Origin of the sequence: Chryseobacterium aahli (assembly GCF_022699665.1) — a bacterium.
In the GTDB taxonomy this organism is placed as follows: Bacteria; Bacteroidota; Bacteroidia; order Flavobacteriales; family Weeksellaceae; genus Chryseobacterium; species Chryseobacterium aahli.
In genome coordinates this window covers 159369-180993 of record NZ_JALDNB010000003.1, presented here as the reverse complement: position 1 = coordinate 180993, position 21625 = coordinate 159369, and the positions used below count along the sequence as shown (strand labels likewise).

The following is a 21625-nucleotide window of genomic DNA, read 5'->3' as shown; positions in this document are numbered from 1 at the left end:
CAAAAAAAATGAAACATTTTTACTCTAAATTTTTAAAACTAAGTTTTGCATTGGCTGGTTTTGCACTGACATCTGCACAATACTCGAACGGTTACATCGTATCTAATGAAGGAAACTATGGTACTCCTACCGGAGAGATTTCTTACATTGATGCTAACAACAACATTACCAATAATGTATATCATTTAGCAAATAATGGTGAGGCTTTGGGAGATATTTTACAGTCTATTTATTTTAACGGAGATAAATCTTATTTAGTTTTAAATAATTCAAACAAAATAGTCGTTGCCAACAGGGCAAGCTTTGTAAAGTCTGCTGTAATTACCAGTAACATAGACAGACCAAGATCTACTACCATTGTAAACGGGAAGATTTTCACCACCAATGCTGGCGATTATGGTGATACAGTACATTTTGTTTCTGTACATGATGCAGCAACTTTAGCGTACATCACCAGCATTCCTTTAAGCGAAGAACCTGAAGAGATCGTTACCGTGAACGGAAAAGTATACGTGAATAAATCTTCTTACAGAGCAGGAAACAGTATTGAAGTGATCAATCCTGCTACAAATGCAATTATGAGCACTATTACTCTTAGTGCTGGATTGCAGTCTATCACGGTTGTTGGAAACGATATTTTCGCCTTATGTACAGGAGCTACAGGATCTACAGTTTATAAAATCAATACAACTACAGATACGGTGACAGCAAGTATAGCAAATACTTCCGTTATACCACCATCTCAATATGAAGCACTAAAATTCACTTCAGAAGGTACAAAACTTTTTATTGCCGGAGGTACTAATGTATATTCTTTAAATACAGATTTAGCAACATTCAGCAGCACTCCTGTTTTTACTACAACTGCAAGTACATTTAACGGAGATTTTTATGGTTTTGCAGCGATTGACGGGAAAATTTTTCAGGGGAATGCTAATGATTTCGGTCCTACTTCGACTTTAAATGTTTACAGCCAAACCGGAACTCTGTTGAATACATTTACCACTACAGTAGGTGCCAACAATGTTTATAAAAATGTGTTTACCCCAGCCAGTCTTTCAACAACAGAAACAAAACTAAACAATACCATTTCAATCTATCCAAATCCGGTATCAGACATCCTTTATATCAAAAATGCGAATTCTGCACAATATAAAATCGTTGATCTTTCAGGAAGAATTGTAAAATCTGGCGTTTACCAAAACGGAATTACAGTTTCAGACTTGAACAAAGGAAATTATATTATTCAGATTTCAGGTAAGAATGTTCAGCAAACTGAGAAATTCATCATCAAGTAATTGGATATAAAATTTAAATAAAAATGAAAAATATATTTATCGCGGCGGCGTTTCTTTCTGCTCATTTTTTGATGGCTCAAAGTTATGCTCCACAAGCCGGCGTTGCGGGTTCTACTGCAATTCCTGCCAACAGTAATCTTTTTAAATCTTGGGCAACAGGTGCTACTGTTCTACGTGGTTACCAGCAAATCAACACCGCAGTATCTGCAGTTGCTAATGCTGGTGTTGATGCTAATGCAATTGGGCCTTCTAACGGATCTATTGTAAGTCTGGGAGACGGAGGTAATGCTATACTTACTTTTGCAAAACCAATCACCAACGGAAGCGGTTTTGACTTTGCCGTATTTGAAAACGGATTTATGTCTGGCCAGTCTGGCAGAGCATTTTTAGAATTGGCTTTTGTAGAAGTGAGTTCAGATGGTGTTAATTTCTTCCGTTTCCCTTCTCATAATCAATATCCTGCAAATTTCGTTCAGAATACTACGGATATGGGAGGTCCAGGTTTTGCAACAATGGATGCCACATATCTTAATAATTTTGCAGGAAAATATACCTCTGGCTTCGGAACTCCTTTCGACATCAGCGATCTTCCGGACAACCCGCTTTTAGATAAAACAAAGATTACTCATGTCAAAATAATTGATGTTATAGGCACAAACATTGACACCTACAGAACATACGACAGCTTCGGAAATGTTGCGATAGACCCTTTCCCAACTCCTGGTGGTTCTTCAGGATTTGATCTGGATGCTGTGGGTGTGATTAATGAATTTATTGTATTATCAACTGCAGAAAATCAAAAGGCAGAAACCAAAATCAGTCTTTACCCGAATCCTGCATCAGATTTCATTAAAATCAATACAAACAAAGATGTTGAAGTGAAAATCTACAGTGTAAACGGAGCTCTTGTAAAACAAGGGAAAACCGTTAATAAGACATTGAATGTTTCAGATTTATCGAATGGAAATTACATCATTCAAATTGATAATAATTCCAATAAACAAAATCTTAAGTTGATTATCTCAAAATAAGATGAGTTTAAAATAGTAAAAACCTCTTTCAAGATTATTTGAAAGAGGTTTTTTATTTTTAAATTAAATCTTTTTTACTTTTCTAAGAAAGGATTTTCAGTCCAAGCTTTTCGGCTTCTACAATAACAAAATTCCTAGCTTCTTCACTGTCATTGGCAATTTCACCCTCCAAAATTGCTTCTTTCACTTTTTCCTTTAAAATCCCAATTTCTCTGCCAGGTTTTAGGTTAAACATTGCCATAATTTCTTCCCCGGAAATCGGTGGCTGGAAGTTTCTTACCTGATCTTTCTCTTCAACCTCTTTTATTTTAACAGCAACGTATTGGAAGTTCTTTTTAAACTTATCTTGTTTTTTAGAATTTTTGGTCGTGATATCTGCCTTACAAAGCGTGAACAAATCTTCCATATCTTCTCCAGCATCGAACAGAAGCCTTCTCAATGCAGAATCAGAAGCATCATCTGTAATCAAAGCAATCGGACGCGATGAAAGTTTCACCATTTTCTGAACATATTTCATGTCAGCATTCAATGGCAATTTCAGTTTTTGAAACAATATTTTTACCATTTTTGAGCCTAAAAACTCGTGACCGTGAAAAGTCCAACCTGTTCCGTCAACGAATTTTTTTGTCGGTGCTTTTCCGATGTCGTGAAGCAATGCTGCCCAACGAAGCCACAGATTATCGGTATTTTCAGAAATATTGTCTACCACTTCTAACGTGTGGTAAAAATTATCTTTATGCGTTTGTCCTTCTACTTCTTCTACTCCTTTTAAGTCAATTAATTCAGGAATAATTAATTTCATTAAACCTGTTTCTTCCATTAATTTTAGACCAATTGAAGGCTTTTTTGAAACCATGATTTTGTTAAATTCAACCATGATTCTTTCCATAGAAACAATTTTGATTCTTTCCGCTTCTTGTTTGATGGCGTTTAAAGAGTTCTCTTCGATCGTAAAATTTAAAGTTGAAGCAAAACGAACTGCTCTCATCATTCTCAACGGATCATCTGAGTAGGTTTGTGCAGGTTCTAAAGGTGTTCTTAGAATTTCTTTTTGTAAATCACCAATTCCGTCAAAAGGATCAATCAGTTCCCCGAAATTATCTTTGTTTAAAGAAATCGCCATCGCATTGATGGTAAAATCTCTTCTTTTCTGATCATCTTCAATCGTTCCGCCTTCCACTTCGGGTTTGCGGCTGTCTTCGGTATAGCTTTCTTTTCTTGCACCCACAAACTCCAATTCAAGATCTTTATATCTGATCATCGCCGTTCCGTACGTTTTAAAAACCGAAACCTTCATTTTAGGATCAATTTCCTTTCCCACATTTTGGGCAAGTTCAATTCCGCTTTGTTCTGTCACAAAATCAATATCGGTAGACGCTTTTCTTTTCATTAAAAGGTCACGCACAAAACCGCCAACGATATACACCGACTGGTTATTTGCCGCAGCGACTTCAGAAATGAGTTTGAAAAGTTTTAAATTTTGATTTTGATTGAGGTTGATGAACATTTTTTTGATGCTGGATGTTGGATGAATTAATTTTGCAAAGATAAATATTTACATTAAAAGTATTTTTTTAAACCACAAAAGTCACAAAAGATTTTTAACACATGAGTCACATGAGTTTTAGTTAAAATGCGTTTAAAAAGAAGAACACATAAGTCTGGAGGCTTCGACAAGCTCAGCCTGACAATGTTGATCAATAAAAATCTTTATAATAATGTCATTTTGAGCTTGTCTAAGGATTTATAAGAATTTTAAAAGCTCCAAAACAAACATATCGATTTAAAAATCTGTGAAAATCTGTGAGACAAAAAACTATTCCCTTAAAACTTTTATTCTGTTATCACTCCAGATTTTGATCACTGAAGAGCCTGAATATTGTGACACTTTTTCTCTGTCTTCTTCCACCGCAAAATCAACCAAATCAATAATTTCTTTTGAAATATCAGAAAACTTCAACGGACTTTTATCGCCACTGAAATTGGCAGAAGTTGAAACTAAAGGTTTATTCAGTTTTGTAATCAGTTTTTTGCAGTAAAGATCTTTTACAAGGCGAATTCCAATACTTCCGTCTTCTGCAAGCAATTCTTTCGGTAAACCTTTGGGATTCTGATAAACCAATGTTACAGGTTTTTCGCTTAAATCCATAATTTCCCAAGCCATTTCCGGAACGTCCACCAAATCTTGTAATCGCTTCTCATTTTCCACCAAAATAATCATCGATTTAGTTTTCTCGCGCTTCTTGATCTCGAAAATTTTATTGATGGCGTCTATGTTTGTGGCGTCGCAACCGATTCCCCAGATGGTGTCTGTTGGGTAAAGAATCGTACCACCGGATTTTAATATGTTGATGATGTTTTCCATAAATTATTTTAAATTTTCTTCATATTCTGCTTTACTTTTAGCTATGTAAGGATTTCTTGAAGAAAAAACTATAGCTTCATAATCGCCTTTGTTTTTAAAACTATCTTTCAAATAAATTACTTTTCTAATCTTTTTTTTATCAAAATTAAAAACCACACGTCCTCTCTTAGAACCTTTGTAATATGAAATTTCTTCAATTATTGCTTGTTTTTCAATTCTATAATGTGCCAAATCGTTTTTTTCTACAAGATGTACAATTTGGTAAAACAAAAAAATAAAAAAGATGAGTATTGGAAATGCAAACGCTGAAAATGTAGTTTTAAATTTCTTAGCTATCTGCAATCCTTTTTTTTCATATAAAAACCCATTCAACACTAATGTAAATGGAGACATAAAACCAACTTCTTTAAGATCTTTAAATACAATTTTCCCACTTATCATAGTACTTAAGTAACCTATTCCAATCCAACAAATCATCACAGAAGACACAATAATAAAAAATTCTTCTGTTCCATTATCAATTCGCCACCAGAAAAAATAAGCGTTGAAAAATGAAATCCCAATAAACAGAAATACAAACAACAAATACTGTATTGATATTTTAACATTACTACTCATCAAAACTATATTTTTAAAAAAATATGATTAATAGTCTTTCTACCTTACAATTCCGGTAAATACCTCTCTTCCACCACATTCAAATGATGAATATTATGTCCCACAATCAGTTTACAAATCGTTTCCACAGAAATCTGGTTTCCGTTCGCACTTCCAATATTGTTTAAAACTTTCGGATTTAATGTTTCCAATAAAATCAGAGAAGAATTTCTTACTAATTGATATTCTTCCAACAAAGATTCTAAACTTCTCCCGTTCGCAAAAGAATTGGCAGCGTAACTTTCTTCATCAAAACCGGGCAATTCAGATTTTTCACCTCTTGCAAAAGCTAAAATTCTATATTGAAAAACTCTTTCGGTGTCTGATAAATGAAGCAAAACTTCTTTTAAAGTCCATTTTCCTTCTGCATAAGCGAATTTTGATTGCTCTTCAGTTAAAAATGAAAATAAAGAAATAGTTTTTTCTCCCGATTTTTTCAATTCTTCCAGCCAGTTTTCAGATGGAATTAAATCTAAATATCTTTGAATGTATTTTTGAAAATCTGTCATGTTAATATGAGTAATAAGTAATTGGTAATGTGTAATATTTTAATGTAACAATTAAAAAAATTGGTAAATTGTTACATTATCTATTCGTCCATTCGTAGAAATTCACCTCATCGTAAATCTCGAATCCACAAGATGGATATAATTTATTTCCGACGTCGTTTGATTTTCCGGTTTCCAGAAGAATTCCAGCTGCATTTGTAGACTTTGCCAATTCTTTGGATTCTTCGATTAATTCTTTTGAAAAACCTTTGCCTCTGTAATTTTCGTTGACAAACAAATCATTCAACAACCAATACCGTTTCATTCTTGTGGAAGAAAACAATGGATATAACTGAACAAAACCAATTAATTTATCATCATTTTCTGCAACGAAAATTTCAGAATCAGCTTTTTCTATTCTTTCTTTTAAAAAACTTTCCGCTGCAGGAATATCAGATTCTTTATGATAAAAAATCCTGTATTGATCAAACAATTCGGCTAATTGAGACAAATCCTTAATGGTAGCTTTTCTTGTATTTTCCATTTTAAATTCAATTAAAAACAAACATCCGTTATAAAAACGGATGCTTATAATTTATTATTTTAAGAGAATGCTTTCTCCAAATCTGCAATCAGATCCTCCGCATCTTCAATTCCGACACTTAGACGAACTAAATCATCTGTAATTCCCAATTCTGCACGTTTTTCAGCAGGAATGGAAGCGTGGGTCATTAAAGCAGGATGATTAGCCAAAGATTCTACTCCGCCCAAAGATTCAGCCAAAGTGAACACTCTCACTTTCTCTAAAAACTTAATCGCATCTTCTTTTTTACCCGATTTGAAAGTGAAAGAAACCATTCCTCCGAAATCTTTCATCTGAGATTTTGCCAATTCATATTGCGGATGAGATTCCAATCCTGGATAAATTACCTGTGCAACTGCCGGATGAGATTCAAGGTATTTCGCCACAGCCATTCCGTTTTCAGAATGCCTCTGAACTCTTAATGCTAAGGTTTTAATTCCTCTCAACACCAAATAAGAATCGTGCGGACCTAAAATTCCACCACTTGCAAACTGAATGAAGTGAAGTTTTTCTCCTAATTCAGCATCTTTGGCAATCAAAGCTCCGGCGATAACGTCAGAGTGACCACCTAAATATTTCGTTGCAGAGTGCATTACAATATCAGCTCCCAGATCGATTGGTCTTTGAAGATATGGTGTTGCAAACGTATTATCAACCGCAACTAAAATATCTTTTCCTTTTGCGATTTCTACAACTGCTTTAATATCAACTAATTTCATCAATGGGTTAGTTGGAGTTTCCACCCAAATCAATTTGGTTTTATCTGTAATTACGTCTGCAATTTTTGAGACATCATCAAAATTAACGAAAGTAAATTTCAACTGATATTTTTCAAAAAGTCTGGTAAACATTCTGTACGTTCCACCATATAAGTCGTCCACAGCAACAACTTCGTCGCCCGGATTTAATAATTTTAAAACACAGTCAATCGCAGCCAAACCAGAACCGAAAGCTAAACCTCTCGCTCCGTTTTCAATGCTTGCCAAAGAGTCTTCCAAAGCCTGTCTTGTAGGGTTTGCCGCTCTCGAATATTCGTATCCCGAATGTACTCCCGGACTTTTTTGTGCGAAAGTTGATGTTAAAAAAACAGGAACATTCACAGAACCTGTTGCAGATTCGTGATGTTGTCCTCCGTGTATAACTTTTGTATTAAAATTCATTGTATTATAATTTAACAATGTATCAATGTACCAGTTTACCAATGATTGTTACATTGCTACTTTGGTAGATTGTTACATTAATTGTTTACATTTTTATCGCTGATTTCACCGCAAATTCTTCAGCAATCTGCTCGATCCATGCTGCTACATCATCTTCGCCTGTTGCTCTTTGATAGGTGCTTCCCATAGAGATAAGAATCTGATGCATAAACATTTTCATTTGATCAACAGGCATTTCTTTTGTCCAAAGATCGATTCTTAGAGCTTCCGATGCTTTTTCGTCCCAAACGGAAATCATTACTGCTTTTGTCTCCTCTTTCTCTACTCCGCCATCTGCTGCATTCCAAGTGATTAGTTCAGGAATGTGATTTTCATCCAGCTCTACATCTATCGTGATTTGAGTCTTTCTCATTTTTCTATTTTTTCTAAACTTTATTATTCTTCTAATTTCGGTTTGTAACCTGCTTCATTAAAAATTTGTGTAGCATCCATTTTTAGGAAATCTACTAGTTTTGTTTCAGGCTTCTTTTTTAAATATTCTTTGCAAATCTGCCATCCAGTGTAAATTCCGACCATTGGAGACGAATTATTATCAATTTCTGTATAAAATTTTGAAAACGGCCCGGGAGCAATGAAACGTTCTGCTAATCGATGATCATCACCAAAAATCAGGTTATTTTCAACAAAATAATTATAAATATTGGCTTCATTTGCAGCTGACCAATCATATTGCTCTTTGGTGTAATCCATTTTCAGATAATCTGGAGTCTCGGTTAAAAATGCATCTTGTAAAGTCATTATTTTACCATTATACACTATCAAATCAATGAATTTCTGACTGTTTCCTGTATATGGAACAATGTTTTCGGCAAACATTCTTGATACTTTAGGAACAATGTTGCTCGGGTTCATAGATTTCTGAAAATACAGTTCCAAACCTCTATAGTTTGGATTTTTATCACCCATAAATCCTGTAATATCAATAAACAGGAAATTTGTTTTATCATCATACAAAAGAGGATCCTGAATCATCTGTAAAGCCGATGAAAAAAGGAAAATCTTTGGACTTTTAAATTGTGGAAAATAAAATTTAATGTGCGAAAACAAATCCTGAAGCTCATTCTGCAATTTCTTCTGATCAATTTTGTTAATCGCTTCTTTGTAGATTTTTATTTCCTGAGCATCAGCTCTTCTTTTCCCAAAATCTTCATCAGGAACGGTGCCCTGAAACCAAGGAAACTTAGCCGTGAACTGCTCTAACGAAACATTCTGGTCATAAAACTCTTTTGAGATATCGGTAACCTCTACCTTTTCGGCAGGATTTTTTATTTCTACTTTCCAATCAGTTTCCTGTTCTTTTTTACAAGAGTTTAAACTTAAAACTAAAAGGCATGAAAGTGCGGCAATTCTAAAAATCTTCATTATTTTTACATGAAATTTAAGTTTACAAAAATAAGGATATAAATATAAACTTATACCGAAAAAGGATTTTTTTGTGACTATAAAAATTATATTAAAATCTTTAAAATAAGACCATACAAACGATGAATATTTATCTTGAAACCGAAAGATTGATCTTAAGGGAGATCGTTCCCGAAGACGTTGAAGCTTTTTTTGCGCTGGACAGCAATCCGGAAGTCGTAAAATATGTTGGAATACAACCTTTAACCGACATCAGCCAAAGTGCCGAAATGATTAAAAGCATCCGAAATCAGTATACAGAAAACGGAATCGGAAGATGGGCTGTCATTCGAAAAGAAGACGGAAAACTAGTCGGCTGGAGCGGTTTAAAACTTATTAAAGAAATCAACAATCATCAGAATATTCACGATCTTGGCTACCGTTTCACACCGGAGTATTGGGGAAAAGGTTATGCTACAGAAACGTCTATTGCCGTTTTGAATTACGCTTTTAACGAAATGAAGCTTGACCAAGTTTTCGCCTACGCTGACGTAGAAAACGATGCATCAAATCATGTTTTGAGAAAATTAGGTTTCGAGGAAAAAGAAACATTCATTGATGAAGGCGACCATTGTTTTTGGTACGAACTTAAAAAAGAAAATTTTAAATAATAAAAATATACAATGCAGACACAAAAAGTAATCGATCATATTGTGCAATGGCTAAAAGATTATGCCGAAAAATCCGGAGTTAAAGGGTACGTATTGGGAGTTTCCGGTGGTGTAGATTCTGGAGTGGTTTCTACTTTGGCAGCGATGACCGGCTTGAAAACTTTGCTCATCGAAATGCCGATCCGTCAAAAAGAAGATCAGGTAAACCGAGCTTGGGAACATATGAATGATTTAAAATCTAAATTCCCGAATGTTGAAGCGATGTCTGTGAATCTTACGCCAGCTTTTGAGGAATTGTACAAAACTTTTGATGTTCACGACGACGAATTCCCTAACGAAAAACTGGCTTTTGCCAACACAAGATCGCGGTTGAGAATGCTTACTCTCTATTATTATGGACAAATCAACGGACTTTTGGTTTGCGGAACAGGAAATAAAGTGGAAGATTTCGGGATTGGTTTTTACACCAAATACGGTGATGGTGGTGTAGACGTCTCTCCTATCGCAGATCTTTATAAAACTGAAGTTTATGCATTGGCGAAAGCTTTAAACTTAGTTAAAAACATTCAGGAAGCGATTCCGACCGACGGACTTTGGGATGCTGAAAGAACCGACGAAATGCAGATTGGCGCAACCTATCCTGAATTGGAGAAAATCCAAAAAGAATGGGGTACTAAAACAGAAGCAGACTACAGCGGAAGAGATTTGGAAGTGTTTAAGATTTTCAGTAGAATGAATAAAGCGGCACAGCATAAGATCAACCCGATTCCGGTGTGCGATATTCCGGAAGAATGGAGGGTTGATTAATTTAACAATTTACCAATATAACAGTTTACCAATGAGTTGTAATATTTCTGGATTAGTACATTGCTAGATTGTTACATTGGTACATTAAAATTTTAACTATGAATTCTAAAATCCGTTCTGTACTTTTTGCATGCATGGGACTTCTTTTCGGAATGTCGGTGATGTATATTTATAATAATTTCATTGCTGAGAAGAAAACGCCCATTAAAACTGAGAATGCCTCGAAAGCTTCAAAAAGCCAATCTGACAGGCAATCAATTGATGAACTTACCAAAGAAAATACAGTAATTAATTACGTCAAACAAAACCATCAGCTTCCTGATTATTACATCACTAAAAATGAAGCCAAGAAAGCGGGATGGAATCCTTCTCAGGGAAATCTTTGTGAAGTTCTTCCCGAAAAAGCAATTGGTGGAGATTACTTTGGAAACCGAGAAGGAAAGCTGCCGAAAGGGGTGAAATACTTTGAAGCCGATGTTAATTACAGCTGTGGAAACAGAAATGGCGATCGAATTGTTTTTACTAAAAATGGAGAGGTTTATTTAACTAAAAATCATTATAAGAGCTTTGAGAAGCAGTAATCTGTCATTGCGAGGAGCGAAAGCGACGAAGCAATCTTTTAAATAATATTAAAATAACACAAATGAAATCCGGCTTTATCTATATCATGACCAATAAAAACAATACCGTTCTTTATACTGGTGTTACTTCAAATCTCCCGAAAAGAGTTCAGGAACATAAAGAAAAGTTTCACGAGCAGAGTTTCAGTGCAAAATACAATGTTAATAAGTTGGTATATTGGGAAGCATTTCAGGAAATTGGAGATGCAATCTTTCGGGAAAAACAGATAAAAGCAGGTTCAAGACAAAAGAAATTAAATTTAATAAATTCATTAAATTCTGATTGGAGAGATTTGAAGGATGATATTCAAAATATTATGGATCGTTTCTGAAATTAGAGATGTCTCAAGATTCGCTGCGAGATTGCTTCGTCGCTACGCTTCTCGCAATGACAGTAACCACTACAGTCTTTCAATGACATAAAAACCCATACATTTGCACAGTAAAAATTTAAATAAAATTATGAATACAACATACATCGACTTCGCAGACCTCGGAGATTACGAAGATTTTTATACTCAGCTTAAAGAAAAAATTAAACTTCCCGCTCATTTCGGGGATAATCTCGACGCACTTTCAGATGTTATTTCTGGTGAACTGCAAATGCCTCTGCATTTAGAGTTTGTCAATATGAGTGTAGATCAGCTAGAAATCTTCGAAGACTTACTAACTACTTTAGAAGACACGGAAGATGATGTGGAAGATTTTTCTTTTGCATATTATCTGGAACAGTATGACGATGAAGAAGGGGCTTCTGATGAAGATGAAACAACTGAGTAATAAATTATTTACGACAGAATTAAACCTTCAAGGTTTCCTATAGAGGAAATCATTACCCAACAGAATCGGGGGGGGGGGGGGGGGGGGCCCGGCGGGGGGGGGGGTTTTTTCAAAAATAAACACACATCAGAGGGGGGCGTGTGTGCCCCCCCCCCGATTCTGTTGGGTATATTTAAAATCTTATTTTCCTAAAACTTCCATTAGTGGTTGTCCTACATTTCCACTTGGGTTTTCAATTCTTAAAAACTGAGCGATGGTGGGTGCAATATCGGTCATAAAATGCGAAGCATTGCTTTCGCCATGAGGAACTTTCCAACCCATAAATATGAGAGGAATGTGTGCATCATAAGAATTCCAGACACTGTGTGTTGTTCCTTTTTTAGCATAGGTAGGCAGCATTCCGTCATGAGAAACGATTTGAATATCACCACTTCGCTGCCAGTTGTATCCGTTGATTACTCTGGTTTTAATTGGCTCAGGAATAGGAGCATTGGCTACGTCTTTCAAATCAACTGCGTATAAAACACGTGGATCTTTATTTAGATTTTCAATGATGCTTTTTTTGATGGCAACTTCATCTAATTTATTCTCTGTAATCAGCTGATGATTAAGATAAATCTGGTAATTATCAATCCCTAAAATCAGTTTACTTGAAGCGTATTTTGTTTCTAATTCTGCACCGAGATTTTTCTCTAAACCATCATCAAAAAATCCGGTCATCATTTTATTTTCTTTCATGAAACCCTCAGCATGAGCGCCACCATGATCTGCCGAAAGGAAAACCAAATATTCGCCCTTCCCTACTTTTTTGTCAAGCATTTTGAAGAAATTCGCCAATTCAATATCTAATCTCAAATAGGTATCTTCCACTTCAATGGCATTCGGTCCATAGGCATGACCCACGTAATCTGTAGACGCAATATTTACAGCTAGAAAATCTGTAATCTGATCTTCCCCTAACTGATATCCATCGATGGCAGCTTCAGCAAACTTTAAAGTGTAGGTATTTCCAAATGGTGTAGTTCTTAAGACACCTTTATTTACTGCAAAATCTGCGGCAAGATTGCTGTAAGGAAAAGTTGGATTCTTCGCAGTTCCTACAGGTTTTTCCCAAGGCACATCGTCTCTTGTACTTTCTGTATATTGATTAATAGGCAATAACGTATTCCATCCGTTAGCAACCAATTTTTCAGCTAATTTCTGATCGTTAAACTTGTTTACCCAATCCGGCAAACTGCTCATATAATAAGAACTTGTCACAAAATTCCCGTTCGTTTCATCAAACCAAAAAGCTCCGGTCGGATTATGACCTGCCGGCAAAATAGACGCCCGGTCTTTCAATGAAACTCCGACAACTTTCGACTGGAAATTGCTTGCAATTCTCAACTGATCGGTAATTGTTGTACTCCAAAGATTCTTTGGCGAATGACCACCAATCTTATCATTTGTTCCCACACCTTTTACTTCAGCATCTGTCGTACAGTACACATTTTTTCCGGTTGCCTTATCTGTCCAGTCGTTTCCGGCAATCCCGTGAATGGATGGGACTGAACCCGTATAAATGGTGGTATGACCAATCGCTGTAACCGTAGGAACATAAGGAATCATTACATTATTAAAAGAAAAACCTTTGTTCAGCAATCTTTTGAAACCATCATCGCCGTATTTGTCATAAAAACGGTACAAATAATCCCACCTCATCTGATCGATTACCAAACCTACTACCAATTTTGGTCTTTCCAACTGTGATTTCTTGCTTTTCTGAGCGTTCACCGTCATTAAAGAAATGAAAGTAACTGCAGCAATCGTAATTTTCCTTAGCATTGAATAACTTTTTTTGTGACCACAAATTTACGGGTTTTCAGGGTTTTGGTATGTGAAATTTTATTTAAATTTGACACACTAACTTTTAGTTTAAATCACAGCTAAAAATGATTCCAATCACAAAAATCAATATGCCTAAATCTAAGTTTCATCTGAAGAGAATAATCTTTTCCTTAGTATTATTCCTTTTCCAACAAAACCTGTTCGCACAAACCGAACAACAATTTATCTTTTTCAAAACCTGGAACTTCCTCAAATATTATCATCCCGATCTTGCCAGCGGAAAAGTAAATGCCGACAGTTTGTTTTTGGCAAATGTAAAAGGTATCAATACTGATGATGATTTCAATGCCGTCATCAATAAATTAACGTCGAAGCTGAATAAGAATTTCATTACACCTGCTCCCGCTGAGACTTCAAAGGATCTGATGTTGCAGAATCAGAATTTTGACTGGTTTCGGAAGAACAAAAAAATAAGCGCTGGCAATAAAGATTTGCTCAACAATATTTATAAGCATCGATACAATTTTGAAAACCTGCCAAAAGGTAAACTGGTCAGTGATGAAAAAGAATATTCTTTCTCCAAAACAGAAAATTTGCCTTTAGAATATCGTTTGTTGGCTCTGGTGAAAATACAGGGAGTTGTAGATTACCTCTTCCCACATAAGTATATCATGGACAAAGGCTTTGATGAATATTTCAACAATAGTTTAGATGAAAACTCAAAGATAAATTCGAGAAAAGATTTTGAAGTTATTTTAGCCAAATTGGTTTCAAAATTTAAAGACAGCCATGCGTTTAGCTTTTACAAACAGCTGAATTACAGGAAAGATATTTATCACATGACCTATCTTGCGCCATTTGATTTCCAGATTATTAATGATCACATTTTGGTAACGCATCTTATTTTACCTGAAATATGTTCAAAAGCTCAAATTAACGTGGGCGACAAAATCACATCCGTCAATGGAAAAAGCATTTCTCAAATCATTAAAGAAAAAGGAGAACTTTTATCTACTTCAAACAGAGAAAAGTTGGTGTATGTTCTTTCGAAATATGAAAATAATCTCATCTGGCCCGATGATCTTCCGCAAAAAATTTTAGAACTAAAATCAGCTAAGAGTAACAAGAAAGTTTCTACAAAAATTGATATGATCGACACTTCCAATAAGGAAAAGTATGAGATTATTGTTAATTATCTTCAAGATAAAATCAAGAAGCTAGAAAGCCGTAAAATCACTCATAAGGACGTTGCTTACTTTAAAATCAACGAAACATTAGCCTTTATCAACAATGTAGATGACGACAAGATAGATGCAAAAATGGATAGTATTTTAGGAAGTGCTGCAAAGAAAAAAGCCATTGTTTTTGACATGAGAGCTTATCCGGATTGGGGTGGTTTTCCATTCCATTACATCTACAAATACTTTTCGCCTGTAGAAAATTATTTTTCTAAGTATTACGCTCCGAATCTCAAAAATATAGGCACATTTATTTATCTGGAAGATTCTGCTAATTATTTTCCAAAAATTAAAGATAAAACAACATACAATTACAAAGGAAAAGTTTTTATTCTCGTCAATTCTGAAACCCGAAGTGCAAGCGAATGGTACTCTATGAGTCTGCAGAAAATATTTCCTCAATCATTAACCATTGGCCAGCAAACTTCCGGTGGAGATGGTGATTTGGTGAAAGTAAAACTACCCGGAGATTACCTTTTAGAATTTACAGGAAACGGAATCTTTTACCCAGACAACTCCCAAACCCAGCAAATAGGAGTCAGAATCAATGAATTGATAAAATATAAAGACCAGGATATTTTAGATAAAAAAGACTTAGAGTTTGAAAGGGTTTTGAATGATTTGAAATAATTAATCACCTTATTTACTATTTAACATAATTTTAAATAGTCTTCACCCTCTTTAGCACCAATTTTGCTACCACAGAAAAGCATAACGACACCTCTCAATAGATTGAATTATGAAGAATATCCTTTTACTAAATGCCTTGTCGGCACTTACTTTGTGGTCATGCAATAAAAAAGAGCAACCGGCACCTCAGCAAGATTCTACCACTGTGACTTCCGTTACAGATAACTCAGGAGAAGCAATTTCAGATACGGGTTACAACATCAGTAAAATTCCGGTGACCGATAAATTTCATGGAATCTTCCCTTATTTTAAGCTTCCGGAAGGTTATGCATTTACCGACCCCAGCTTATATCATGGTAACGGACAAACCAAAGATTTTGATAAAGAATACTTCTATGATCACGGAACGTACACTGTAATGGAAGGAAAAACCTTTAAAGCAGAAATAAGAATATCTGAGGAATTTAAAGACAAAAAATTCTCTCCGCTCGAGATTCAGAAGAGTTTTGATGAGCTGATAAAAAATGTGGGTGGTGTAAAAATAAATACCGGCGAACCGCTAAGAGAAGGTGAAGAAGAACGCCTGAAAAAAGAAGATCCAGAAGCATATAATTTAGGATATATGCACTCTTGCAACAACTGGAAAAACGTAAACACCTACATCATCCGCAGTACTGAGAAAACCGTTTTCGTACAATACAATCTTGGAAAAGAACAGACCAGCATTACAGTTTTAGAAGCTAAACCTTTTGAAAATAAAATGTCTATTGTCGAAGAAAAACCGAAAGTAGATTCTTTAAAAGACAAAAATTAAAATTATTCCAAATATTAAAACACATTTCAATATGTTTTTTTATGAAAATGTTTGTTGTTAAATATATTTTGCTAATTTTGTATCAATCATTACAAAAATAAAATGAGAGGAAGACCCAACATTCACGACAATGCAGAACTCATTAATAAGGCACAGGATATTTTTTGGAAAAAAGGTTATACTGCGACTTCACTGAATGACCTGTTAACCGTTACCGGAGCAGGAAGCGGAAGTTTTTACAATACATTTAAAGGGGGAAAAAAGCAGGTTTTCAAAGAAGTAATCAACCAGAGAAGACTGGCTTTTGCTGAATTTAAAAATAATCTGGAGAAAAATAACACCCCCATTGAACTGATTAAAGATTTCTTCCGGGCAATTGCTGATGAAAACGAACCTGCTCATTTAAAAGGTTGCATCATCGCAAATACAGTTGTAGAAATGACTTACATTGATGAGAATCTGGAAAAAGAAGCCGTACAAATCCTTAAAGAAGTTGAAGAAATGTACACTAAAGCGATCCGAGAAGCTCAAGAAAAAGGAGAATTAAAAAATAAAACTGAGGCATCTATTTTAGGAAAATACCTCATCACTTTTTGGTGCGGTCTGAATACCTTAAGACGAATGTATCCCGATAAAAAAATCTTGTCTCAACAAATAGAAATGCAATTGGCTGTTCTCAGCTAATTTTTTTATCCATTTTTGGATTAATCATTACAAAAATAAAATTTAGTTACAATGAATTTAGAATTAACATCAAAAAAAGCTTTTATCAGCGGTTCAACACAGGGAATTGGATATGCAATCGCGCAACAGTTATTACAGGAAGGCGCAGAAGTCATCATCAACGGAAGACAAAAAGAAAAAACTGAAAAAGCAGTTTTACAACTAACAGAACAATTTCCTGACGCAAAAGTTTCAGGAATTCCTGCCGATTTTTCCAATAAAAATGAAGTAAACAATTTGCTTGAACAGCTAAATGATATTGATATTTTAATTAATAATGTCGGAATTTTTGAGCTGAAAAATTTTGAAACTATTTCCGATGAAGACTGGTATCATATTTTTGAAGTGAATGTGATGAGCTCCATAAAATTATCAAGAAAGCTTATGCCCAAAATGTTGGAAAAAAACTGGGGAAGAATCTTGTTCATCAGCAGTGAATCTGGAGTAAACATCCCGGGAAATATGATCCATTACGGAATGACAAAAGCTTCGATGATGGCAATCAGCAACGGTTTATCAAAATTAACCAAAGGCACGGAAGTCACTGTCAATACAATCCTTGGCGGACCGACTTATTCTGATGGTGTGGCTTCGACCATAGAACATTTTGCACAAGTTCAAAACATCACTGTAGATCAGATGAAAGCTGCAATCATACAACAAACCAATCCAGATTCTTTGCTCCAAAGATTTATTAATCCAAAAGAAATTGCCAATCTTGCAACATATCTTTCTAGTCCATTATCTGTTGCAACAAACGGAGCGAGTCTGAGAGCAGATGGTGGTGTTTTGAAAACTATATAAAGTCCTAAGCGCAATCTTTACAAACACCCGTCAAAATACAATTTACAGTTGCTACCTGATATCCTTGTGGTAAAGAAAACTGCACCGGAACCGGCAGACATTCTATCGTCAGACAATTCGTACATCGGAAATGAAAATGATGGTCTGCCAGTTTCTTTTCTTCACATTTGATGCAGACTGCAAAATACTGTTTGCCATCTTCTGCAACGATGCGGTGGAGAATTCCGTCTTCACAAAAACGGTTGAGCACACGGTAAATTGTAGCACGATCCATATTCACATCAATATTTTTTTCGATCGCATCCTGACTCATCGCCTTCCGGGTATTGGTGAGCAATGTAAGAACGGCTTCTTTGGTAGGTGTACTTCTTCGTTTCATTTTTATTAATGCGATTATGTTGCAATAATAAAAAATTATTCTAACTTTGGCAAGAATTTAAACAAGAAAAATCAGTTATATCATATGAAACAGCCTAATTTATTTGACGTTATCATTATCGGGGGAAGTTACTCAGGGTTATCTGCCGCAATGGCTTTAGGAAGATCTTTAAGAAAGACTTTGGTCATCGACAGTGGAAAACCTTGTAATGAACAAACGCCTCATTCGCATAATTTTCTGACTCATGACGGAAGTTCACCTGCCAAAATTTCAACAATAGCTAAAAGTCAGGTTGAAGAATATGATACGGTTGATTTTTATGATGGTAAAGCGGTTTCAGCTCAAAAAACAGACTTCGGATTCGAAATTCAAACAGAAAACGGTGAAACTTTTAAATCAAAAAAAATCATTGTTGCCACTGGAATAATTGACGAAGTTCCAAACATCAAAGGTTTTAAAGAATCATGGGGAATTTCGCTTATTCACTGTCCGTATTGTCATGGTTATGAATACAAAGGCAAGAAAACTGGAATTATTGCGAATGGAGATAAGGCTGTTCACATCGCTTCTTTAGTAAAAAATCTGACAGAAAATGTTACGATTATGACAAGAGGAAAAGCCAATTTCACTTCTGAACAATTTGAAAAACTTAAAAACAATCAGATTGACATTATTGAAACAGAAATTTCAGAGTTGAAAAATGAAAATGGGTATGTAAAAAGCCTTGTTTTTGATGATGAAAAAGAAATCGATTTTGAAGCGGTTTATGGAGCTTTTCCTTTTCAGCAACATTCTGATATCCCTGAAAGTTTAGGTTGCGAGCTCACAGAAATGGGTCATATCAAAACAGATATGTTTCAGAAAACAAATGTTCCTGGGCTCTTTGTTTGCGGTGACAATTCTTCGATGATGCGTTCGGTTTCCAACGCTGTGATGACAGGAAATGTAGCTGGCGCAATGGTGAATATGGAATTGGTGACGGATTGTTTTTAGAACTAAGATAGATTATTCAATCTATTTATTAAATTAAACCTAATGAACATCCTCAAAGACCATATAAACAAAACAATTCCTTTGACAGACGAAGAATTTTCGGTTGTTGAATCATTTTTCACGGAACAGCATTTCAAAAAACGTGAAATGATCATCAGCGAAAATGATCAGGTAGACCATGTCTATTTTATTGTTTCAGGTCTTCTAAAACTTTTTTACACTGACGCTGAAGCCAAAGAACACATCATTTCGTTTTCAATGGAAGATTGGTGGGAAAGCGATTATGCAGCATTTTACACACAATCAAAAGCTACTAAGTCACTGCAATGTCTGGAAGATACGATAGTTTTAAAACTTTCTTTTAATGATTATCAACAACTTCTGACTGAAGTTCCCAAAATGACTGATTTCTTTTTGAAAAAAGCCATCGGCGGACATATTTCAAACCAAAGAAGAATTCTTTCACTGATGACGATGAGCGCAAAAGAACGCTACGAACAGTTTCTGAAATACTACCCTTCTCTTTTGCAGAGAATACCAAAAATCACTTTGGCCGCTTACCTAGGTCTGTCACGCGAAACTTTAAGCCGCTTTTTTCTGGAATCAAAATAATTGTGACGCAGGTCACAGTATAAAATTTCAGTTCTGCCGAACTTTGTTTCATTAATTTAATTAAAATATTTCAACATGGAAAAAAGAATCATCAACCCGTGGACTTGGCAGGACGACAGAAATTATGCACAAGCTGTGGAAGTTAAAAATATTCAGAGCACGCTTTACGTTTCAGGGCAAACCGCCATTGACGATAACGGAATTACAAGTGATGCTGACATGAGAACTCAAATCATCAAAACCCTGGAAAATATTGAGAAAATTATTTTACAGGCTGAATTTGAATTGAAAAACATTGTTCGATTAAATGTTTATACAACAGACCATCCCGCATTTTTTGAGAATTTCGACATCTGGCAAAACTGGATTACAAAGCATGGCATTAAGCAGGCAAGCACAGTAATTGAAGTTAAAACTCTGTTTGAAACGCTGAAAGTGGAAATGGAAGCGACCGTTGTGAAGTAATTTTCTTTAAAAGAGAGATATTCAATACATCGTCAGCTCGAGTAGCAAAGCGTATCGAGAGCTTTTTTTATCGTAAACCCTCATTGAATTAACTCCAAGAATAAGTTTTGGCTAAAGCCAAATTTGAAATTTTCAATTGTGGTCGGGCTAAAGCCCACCCCTATTAATAAAAGACTTTAGAAGCTTTTTCCAATAAGCAAATACAAAATTAGAAACGTACTTATCAAGATTGTAACAACGAAAACAGCGCGCCCAAAGGGCACGCTGTTTTTTTTATATTAAAAGTTTAATAAAAATTAAAACTTCAAATCACCATTTACTTCTCTTACTGCTTGTGCAGCTTCAGCAAATTTTAATTGTTCGTCAGCAGTCAATGTGATGTTTACAATGCTTTCAACACCGTTTTTACCGATGATTGCTGGAACGCCTAAGCAGATATCGCTTTCGCCATATTCTCCGTCAAGCATTAATGAACAAGGGATCATTTTCTTCTGGTCACAAGCAATTGCCTGAACCATTACAGAAACTGCTGCACCTGGTGCATACCAAGCTGAAGTACCTAACAATTTAGTTAAGGTAGCACCTCCTACTTTAGTTTCTTCTATTACATATTTTTGTTTTGCGTCATCAAGGAATTCAGTTACAGGCACTCCGTTTCTTGTTGCTTTGCTTAATAATGGTAGCATCCCTGTATCACTATGAGCAGCGATTACCATACCGTCTACGTCAGAAATTGGAGCTTCTAAAGCCTCAGCTAATCTGTATTTGAATCTTGCAGAATCTAAAGCACCACCCATACCGATGATTTTGTGCTTAGGAAGACCTGAAGTTTTGTGTACCAAATAAGCCATAGTATCCATTGGGTTAGAAACCACGATGATGATTACTTCAGGAGAATTTTTAACTAAGTTTTCAGTAACTTCTTTTACGATTCCTGCGTTGATACCGATTAATTCTTCTCTTGTCATTCCCGGTTTTCTTGGGATACCAGAAGTGATTACCGCTACATGAGAACCTGCTGTTTTGCTGTAATCTCCTGTAGTACCTGTAATTTTTGTATCAAATCCGTTCAAAGATGCAGTCTGCATCAAGTCCATTGCTTTTCCTTCAGCAAAACCTTCTTTGATATCTACTAAAACTACTTCCGAACAGAAGTCTTTCATTGCGATGTATTCTGCACAACTTGCTCCTACAGCACCTGCACCTACTACGGTTACTTTCATAATATATTTATTGTTTATTTTGTTAGCTTTAATTTTTGCTTCCCAAATGTACAAAT

At 35.3% G+C, this 21625-nt stretch carries 25 protein-coding genes; 14 read left to right on the top strand and 11 right to left on the bottom strand.

The genetic code is table 11. From position 1 onward, the window contains the following. Positions 1-8: 8 nt before the first annotated feature. Positions 9-1298, top strand: coding sequence for a DUF5074 domain-containing protein (locus MQX03_RS06930; RefSeq protein WP_242802259.1), 1290 nt, complete (start codon positions 9-11; stop codon positions 1296-1298). 23 nt (positions 1299-1321) lie between these two features. Then, a complete protein-coding gene (locus MQX03_RS06925) occupies positions 1322-2329 on the top strand; it encodes a T9SS type A sorting domain-containing protein (protein ID WP_242802258.1) in 1008 nt (335 codons plus the stop codon). A gap of 82 nt (positions 2330-2411) precedes the next feature. Here the strand turns inward: MQX03_RS06925 and MQX03_RS06920 are convergent, their stop codons facing one another. From MQX03_RS06920 to gldB, 8 genes are all read right to left on the bottom strand, one after another. Continuing rightward, positions 2412-3836, bottom strand: a complete 1425-nt coding sequence (locus tag MQX03_RS06920) for a CCA tRNA nucleotidyltransferase (RefSeq protein WP_242802257.1) — start codon at positions 3834-3836, stop codon at positions 2412-2414. 309 nt (positions 3837-4145) lie between these two features. Continuing rightward, positions 4146-4694, bottom strand: a complete 549-nt coding sequence (locus MQX03_RS06915; RefSeq protein ID WP_242802256.1) for an L-threonylcarbamoyladenylate synthase — start codon at positions 4692-4694, stop codon at positions 4146-4148. Positions 4695-4697: 3 nt separating this feature from the next. After that, complete coding sequence (locus MQX03_RS06910) at positions 4698-5312, bottom strand: hypothetical protein (protein ID WP_242802255.1); 615 nt, start codon at positions 5310-5312, stop codon at positions 4698-4700. Positions 5313-5356: 44 nt separating this feature from the next. Continuing rightward, on the bottom strand, positions 5357-5860 hold the full coding sequence (locus tag MQX03_RS06905; protein ID WP_242802254.1) for a DinB family protein: 504 nt from the start codon (positions 5858-5860) through the stop codon (positions 5357-5359). Positions 5861-5936: 76 nt separating this feature from the next. Next, positions 5937-6383, bottom strand: a complete 447-nt coding sequence (locus MQX03_RS06900) for a GNAT family N-acetyltransferase (protein ID WP_242802253.1) — start codon at positions 6381-6383, stop codon at positions 5937-5939. A 59-nt stretch (positions 6384-6442) separates the two neighbouring features. After that, positions 6443-7582 carry a cystathionine gamma-synthase gene (locus tag MQX03_RS06895; RefSeq protein ID WP_047445539.1) on the bottom strand — a complete coding sequence of 380 codons (1140 nt, stop codon included), beginning with the start codon at positions 7580-7582 and terminating at the stop codon, positions 6443-6445. A gap of 85 nt (positions 7583-7667) precedes the next feature. Continuing rightward, entirely contained in the window at positions 7668-7994 is a 327-nt protein-coding gene (gene gldC, locus MQX03_RS06890; protein ID WP_129534593.1) for a gliding motility protein GldC, read from the bottom strand. 23 nt (positions 7995-8017) lie between these two features. After that, positions 8018-9004, bottom strand: coding sequence for a gliding motility lipoprotein GldB (gene gldB / locus MQX03_RS06885; protein WP_242802252.1), 987 nt, complete (start codon positions 9002-9004; stop codon positions 8018-8020). Positions 9005-9126: 122 nt separating this feature from the next. Between gldB and MQX03_RS06880 the strand changes: the two genes are divergently transcribed. The 5 genes from MQX03_RS06880 to MQX03_RS06860 all read left to right on the top strand — a co-directional run bounded on the left by MQX03_RS06880 (position 9127) and on the right by MQX03_RS06860 (position 11861). Then, positions 9127-9654 (top strand): GNAT family N-acetyltransferase, encoded by a 528-nt coding sequence (locus MQX03_RS06880; protein ID WP_242802251.1) that lies wholly within the window; start codon positions 9127-9129, stop codon positions 9652-9654. A 12-nt stretch (positions 9655-9666) separates the two neighbouring features. After that, positions 9667-10461, top strand: coding sequence for an NAD(+) synthase (gene nadE, locus MQX03_RS06875; protein ID WP_242802250.1), 795 nt, complete (start codon positions 9667-9669; stop codon positions 10459-10461). 98 nt (positions 10462-10559) lie between these two features. Then, positions 10560-11042: a ribonuclease domain-containing protein gene (locus tag MQX03_RS06870; RefSeq protein WP_242802249.1), complete on the top strand. Its 483-nt coding sequence runs from the start codon at positions 10560-10562 to the stop codon at positions 11040-11042. Positions 11043-11104: 62 nt separating this feature from the next. Continuing rightward, positions 11105-11413 carry a GIY-YIG nuclease family protein gene (locus MQX03_RS06865; RefSeq protein WP_242802248.1) on the top strand — a complete coding sequence of 103 codons (309 nt, stop codon included), beginning with the start codon at positions 11105-11107 and terminating at the stop codon, positions 11411-11413. A gap of 130 nt (positions 11414-11543) precedes the next feature. Continuing rightward, on the top strand, positions 11544-11861 hold the full coding sequence (locus MQX03_RS06860) for a barstar family protein (protein ID WP_242802247.1): 318 nt from the start codon (positions 11544-11546) through the stop codon (positions 11859-11861). Positions 11862-12041: 180 nt separating this feature from the next. On the opposite strand, the gene pafA is transcribed toward MQX03_RS06860, so the two are convergent. Next, positions 12042-13685: an alkaline phosphatase PafA gene (pafA, locus tag MQX03_RS06855; RefSeq protein WP_242802246.1), complete on the bottom strand. Its 1644-nt coding sequence runs from the start codon at positions 13683-13685 to the stop codon at positions 12042-12044. 107 nt (positions 13686-13792) lie between these two features. Here pafA and MQX03_RS06850 point away from each other — a divergent pair, with 107 nt between their 5' ends. From MQX03_RS06850 to MQX03_RS06835, 4 genes are all read left to right on the top strand, one after another. Continuing rightward, positions 13793-15556 (top strand): S41 family peptidase, encoded by a 1764-nt coding sequence (locus MQX03_RS06850; protein ID WP_242802245.1) that lies wholly within the window; start codon positions 13793-13795, stop codon positions 15554-15556. A gap of 109 nt (positions 15557-15665) precedes the next feature. Further along, entirely contained in the window at positions 15666-16370 is a 705-nt protein-coding gene (locus tag MQX03_RS06845) for a hypothetical protein (RefSeq protein WP_242802244.1), read from the top strand. A gap of 102 nt (positions 16371-16472) precedes the next feature. Further along, positions 16473-17054 (top strand): TetR/AcrR family transcriptional regulator, encoded by a 582-nt coding sequence (locus MQX03_RS06840; RefSeq protein ID WP_242802243.1) that lies wholly within the window; start codon positions 16473-16475, stop codon positions 17052-17054. A 51-nt stretch (positions 17055-17105) separates the two neighbouring features. Beyond that, entirely contained in the window at positions 17106-17897 is a 792-nt protein-coding gene (locus MQX03_RS06835) for an SDR family NAD(P)-dependent oxidoreductase (RefSeq protein ID WP_242802242.1), read from the top strand. A 4-nt stretch (positions 17898-17901) separates the two neighbouring features. On the opposite strand, the gene MQX03_RS06830 is transcribed toward MQX03_RS06835, so the two are convergent. Beyond that, positions 17902-18276 (bottom strand): Fur family transcriptional regulator, encoded by a 375-nt coding sequence (locus tag MQX03_RS06830; RefSeq protein ID WP_242802241.1) that lies wholly within the window; start codon positions 18274-18276, stop codon positions 17902-17904. 84 nt (positions 18277-18360) lie between these two features. On the opposite strand from MQX03_RS06830, the gene MQX03_RS06825 reads away from it, so the two are divergent. The 3 genes from MQX03_RS06825 (at position 18361) to MQX03_RS06815 (ending at position 20346) form a co-directional block, all read left to right on the top strand. Continuing rightward, positions 18361-19269, top strand: a complete 909-nt coding sequence (locus MQX03_RS06825; protein ID WP_242802240.1) for an NAD(P)/FAD-dependent oxidoreductase — start codon at positions 18361-18363, stop codon at positions 19267-19269. Positions 19270-19311: 42 nt separating this feature from the next. Then, positions 19312-19881, top strand: a complete 570-nt coding sequence (locus MQX03_RS06820) for a Crp/Fnr family transcriptional regulator (RefSeq protein ID WP_242802239.1) — start codon at positions 19312-19314, stop codon at positions 19879-19881. 75 nt (positions 19882-19956) lie between these two features. Then, the gene (locus tag MQX03_RS06815) at positions 19957-20346 is read left to right on the top strand and encodes a RidA family protein (RefSeq protein WP_242802238.1); all 390 of its coding nucleotides are present in this window, start codon (positions 19957-19959) and stop codon (positions 20344-20346) included. Positions 20347-20642: 296 nt separating this feature from the next. On the opposite strand, the gene MQX03_RS06810 is transcribed toward MQX03_RS06815, so the two are convergent. Beyond that, positions 20643-21569 (bottom strand): malate dehydrogenase, encoded by a 927-nt coding sequence (locus tag MQX03_RS06810; RefSeq protein ID WP_129534611.1) that lies wholly within the window; start codon positions 21567-21569, stop codon positions 20643-20645. Positions 21570-21625 lie beyond the last annotated feature (56 nt).

What these genes read in the sequence shown, in the direction of transcription:
- pafA (WP_242802246.1), bottom strand. Translation starts at nt 13,685, where the DNA reads ATGCTAAGGAAAATTACGATTGCTGCAGTTACTTTCATTTCTTTAATG.
- MQX03_RS06850 (WP_242802245.1), top strand. Translation starts at nt 13,793, where the DNA reads ATGATTCCAATCACAAAAATCAATATGCCTAAATCTAAGTTTCATCTG.
- MQX03_RS06920 (WP_242802257.1), bottom strand. Translation starts at nt 3,836, where the DNA reads ATGTTCATCAACCTCAATCAAAATCAAAATTTAAAACTTTTCAAACTC.
- MQX03_RS06895 (WP_047445539.1), bottom strand. Translation starts at nt 7,582, where the DNA reads ATGAATTTTAATACAAAAGTTATACACGGAGGACAACATCACGAATCT.
- MQX03_RS06810 (WP_129534611.1), bottom strand. Translation starts at nt 21,569, where the DNA reads ATGAAAGTAACCGTAGTAGGTGCAGGTGCTGTAGGAGCAAGTTGTGCA.
- MQX03_RS06900 (WP_242802253.1), bottom strand. Translation starts at nt 6,383, where the DNA reads ATGGAAAATACAAGAAAAGCTACCATTAAGGATTTGTCTCAATTAGCC.
- MQX03_RS06845 (WP_242802244.1), top strand. Translation starts at nt 15,666, where the DNA reads ATGAAGAATATCCTTTTACTAAATGCCTTGTCGGCACTTACTTTGTGG.
- MQX03_RS06830 (WP_242802241.1), bottom strand. Translation starts at nt 18,276, where the DNA reads ATGAAACGAAGAAGTACACCTACCAAAGAAGCCGTTCTTACATTGCTC.
- gldC (WP_129534593.1), bottom strand. Translation starts at nt 7,994, where the DNA reads ATGAGAAAGACTCAAATCACGATAGATGTAGAGCTGGATGAAAATCAC.
- MQX03_RS06910 (WP_242802255.1), bottom strand. Translation starts at nt 5,312, where the DNA reads ATGAGTAGTAATGTTAAAATATCAATACAGTATTTGTTGTTTGTATTT.
- MQX03_RS06815 (WP_242802238.1), top strand. Translation starts at nt 19,957, where the DNA reads ATGGAAAAAAGAATCATCAACCCGTGGACTTGGCAGGACGACAGAAAT.
- MQX03_RS06820 (WP_242802239.1), top strand. Translation starts at nt 19,312, where the DNA reads ATGAACATCCTCAAAGACCATATAAACAAAACAATTCCTTTGACAGAC.
- MQX03_RS06930 (WP_242802259.1), top strand. Translation starts at nt 9, where the DNA reads ATGAAACATTTTTACTCTAAATTTTTAAAACTAAGTTTTGCATTGGCT.
- MQX03_RS06925 (WP_242802258.1), top strand. Translation starts at nt 1,322, where the DNA reads ATGAAAAATATATTTATCGCGGCGGCGTTTCTTTCTGCTCATTTTTTG.
- MQX03_RS06860 (WP_242802247.1), top strand. Translation starts at nt 11,544, where the DNA reads ATGAATACAACATACATCGACTTCGCAGACCTCGGAGATTACGAAGAT.
- MQX03_RS06880 (WP_242802251.1), top strand. Translation starts at nt 9,127, where the DNA reads ATGAATATTTATCTTGAAACCGAAAGATTGATCTTAAGGGAGATCGTT.
- MQX03_RS06915 (WP_242802256.1), bottom strand. Translation starts at nt 4,694, where the DNA reads ATGGAAAACATCATCAACATATTAAAATCCGGTGGTACGATTCTTTAC.
- MQX03_RS06865 (WP_242802248.1), top strand. Translation starts at nt 11,105, where the DNA reads ATGAAATCCGGCTTTATCTATATCATGACCAATAAAAACAATACCGTT.
- MQX03_RS06825 (WP_242802240.1), top strand. Translation starts at nt 18,361, where the DNA reads ATGAAACAGCCTAATTTATTTGACGTTATCATTATCGGGGGAAGTTAC.
- gldB (WP_242802252.1), bottom strand. Translation starts at nt 9,004, where the DNA reads ATGAAGATTTTTAGAATTGCCGCACTTTCATGCCTTTTAGTTTTAAGT.
- MQX03_RS06870 (WP_242802249.1), top strand. Translation starts at nt 10,560, where the DNA reads ATGAATTCTAAAATCCGTTCTGTACTTTTTGCATGCATGGGACTTCTT.
- MQX03_RS06905 (WP_242802254.1), bottom strand. Translation starts at nt 5,860, where the DNA reads ATGACAGATTTTCAAAAATACATTCAAAGATATTTAGATTTAATTCCA.
- nadE (WP_242802250.1), top strand. Translation starts at nt 9,667, where the DNA reads ATGCAGACACAAAAAGTAATCGATCATATTGTGCAATGGCTAAAAGAT.
- MQX03_RS06840 (WP_242802243.1), top strand. Translation starts at nt 16,473, where the DNA reads ATGAGAGGAAGACCCAACATTCACGACAATGCAGAACTCATTAATAAG.
- MQX03_RS06835 (WP_242802242.1), top strand. Translation starts at nt 17,106, where the DNA reads ATGAATTTAGAATTAACATCAAAAAAAGCTTTTATCAGCGGTTCAACA.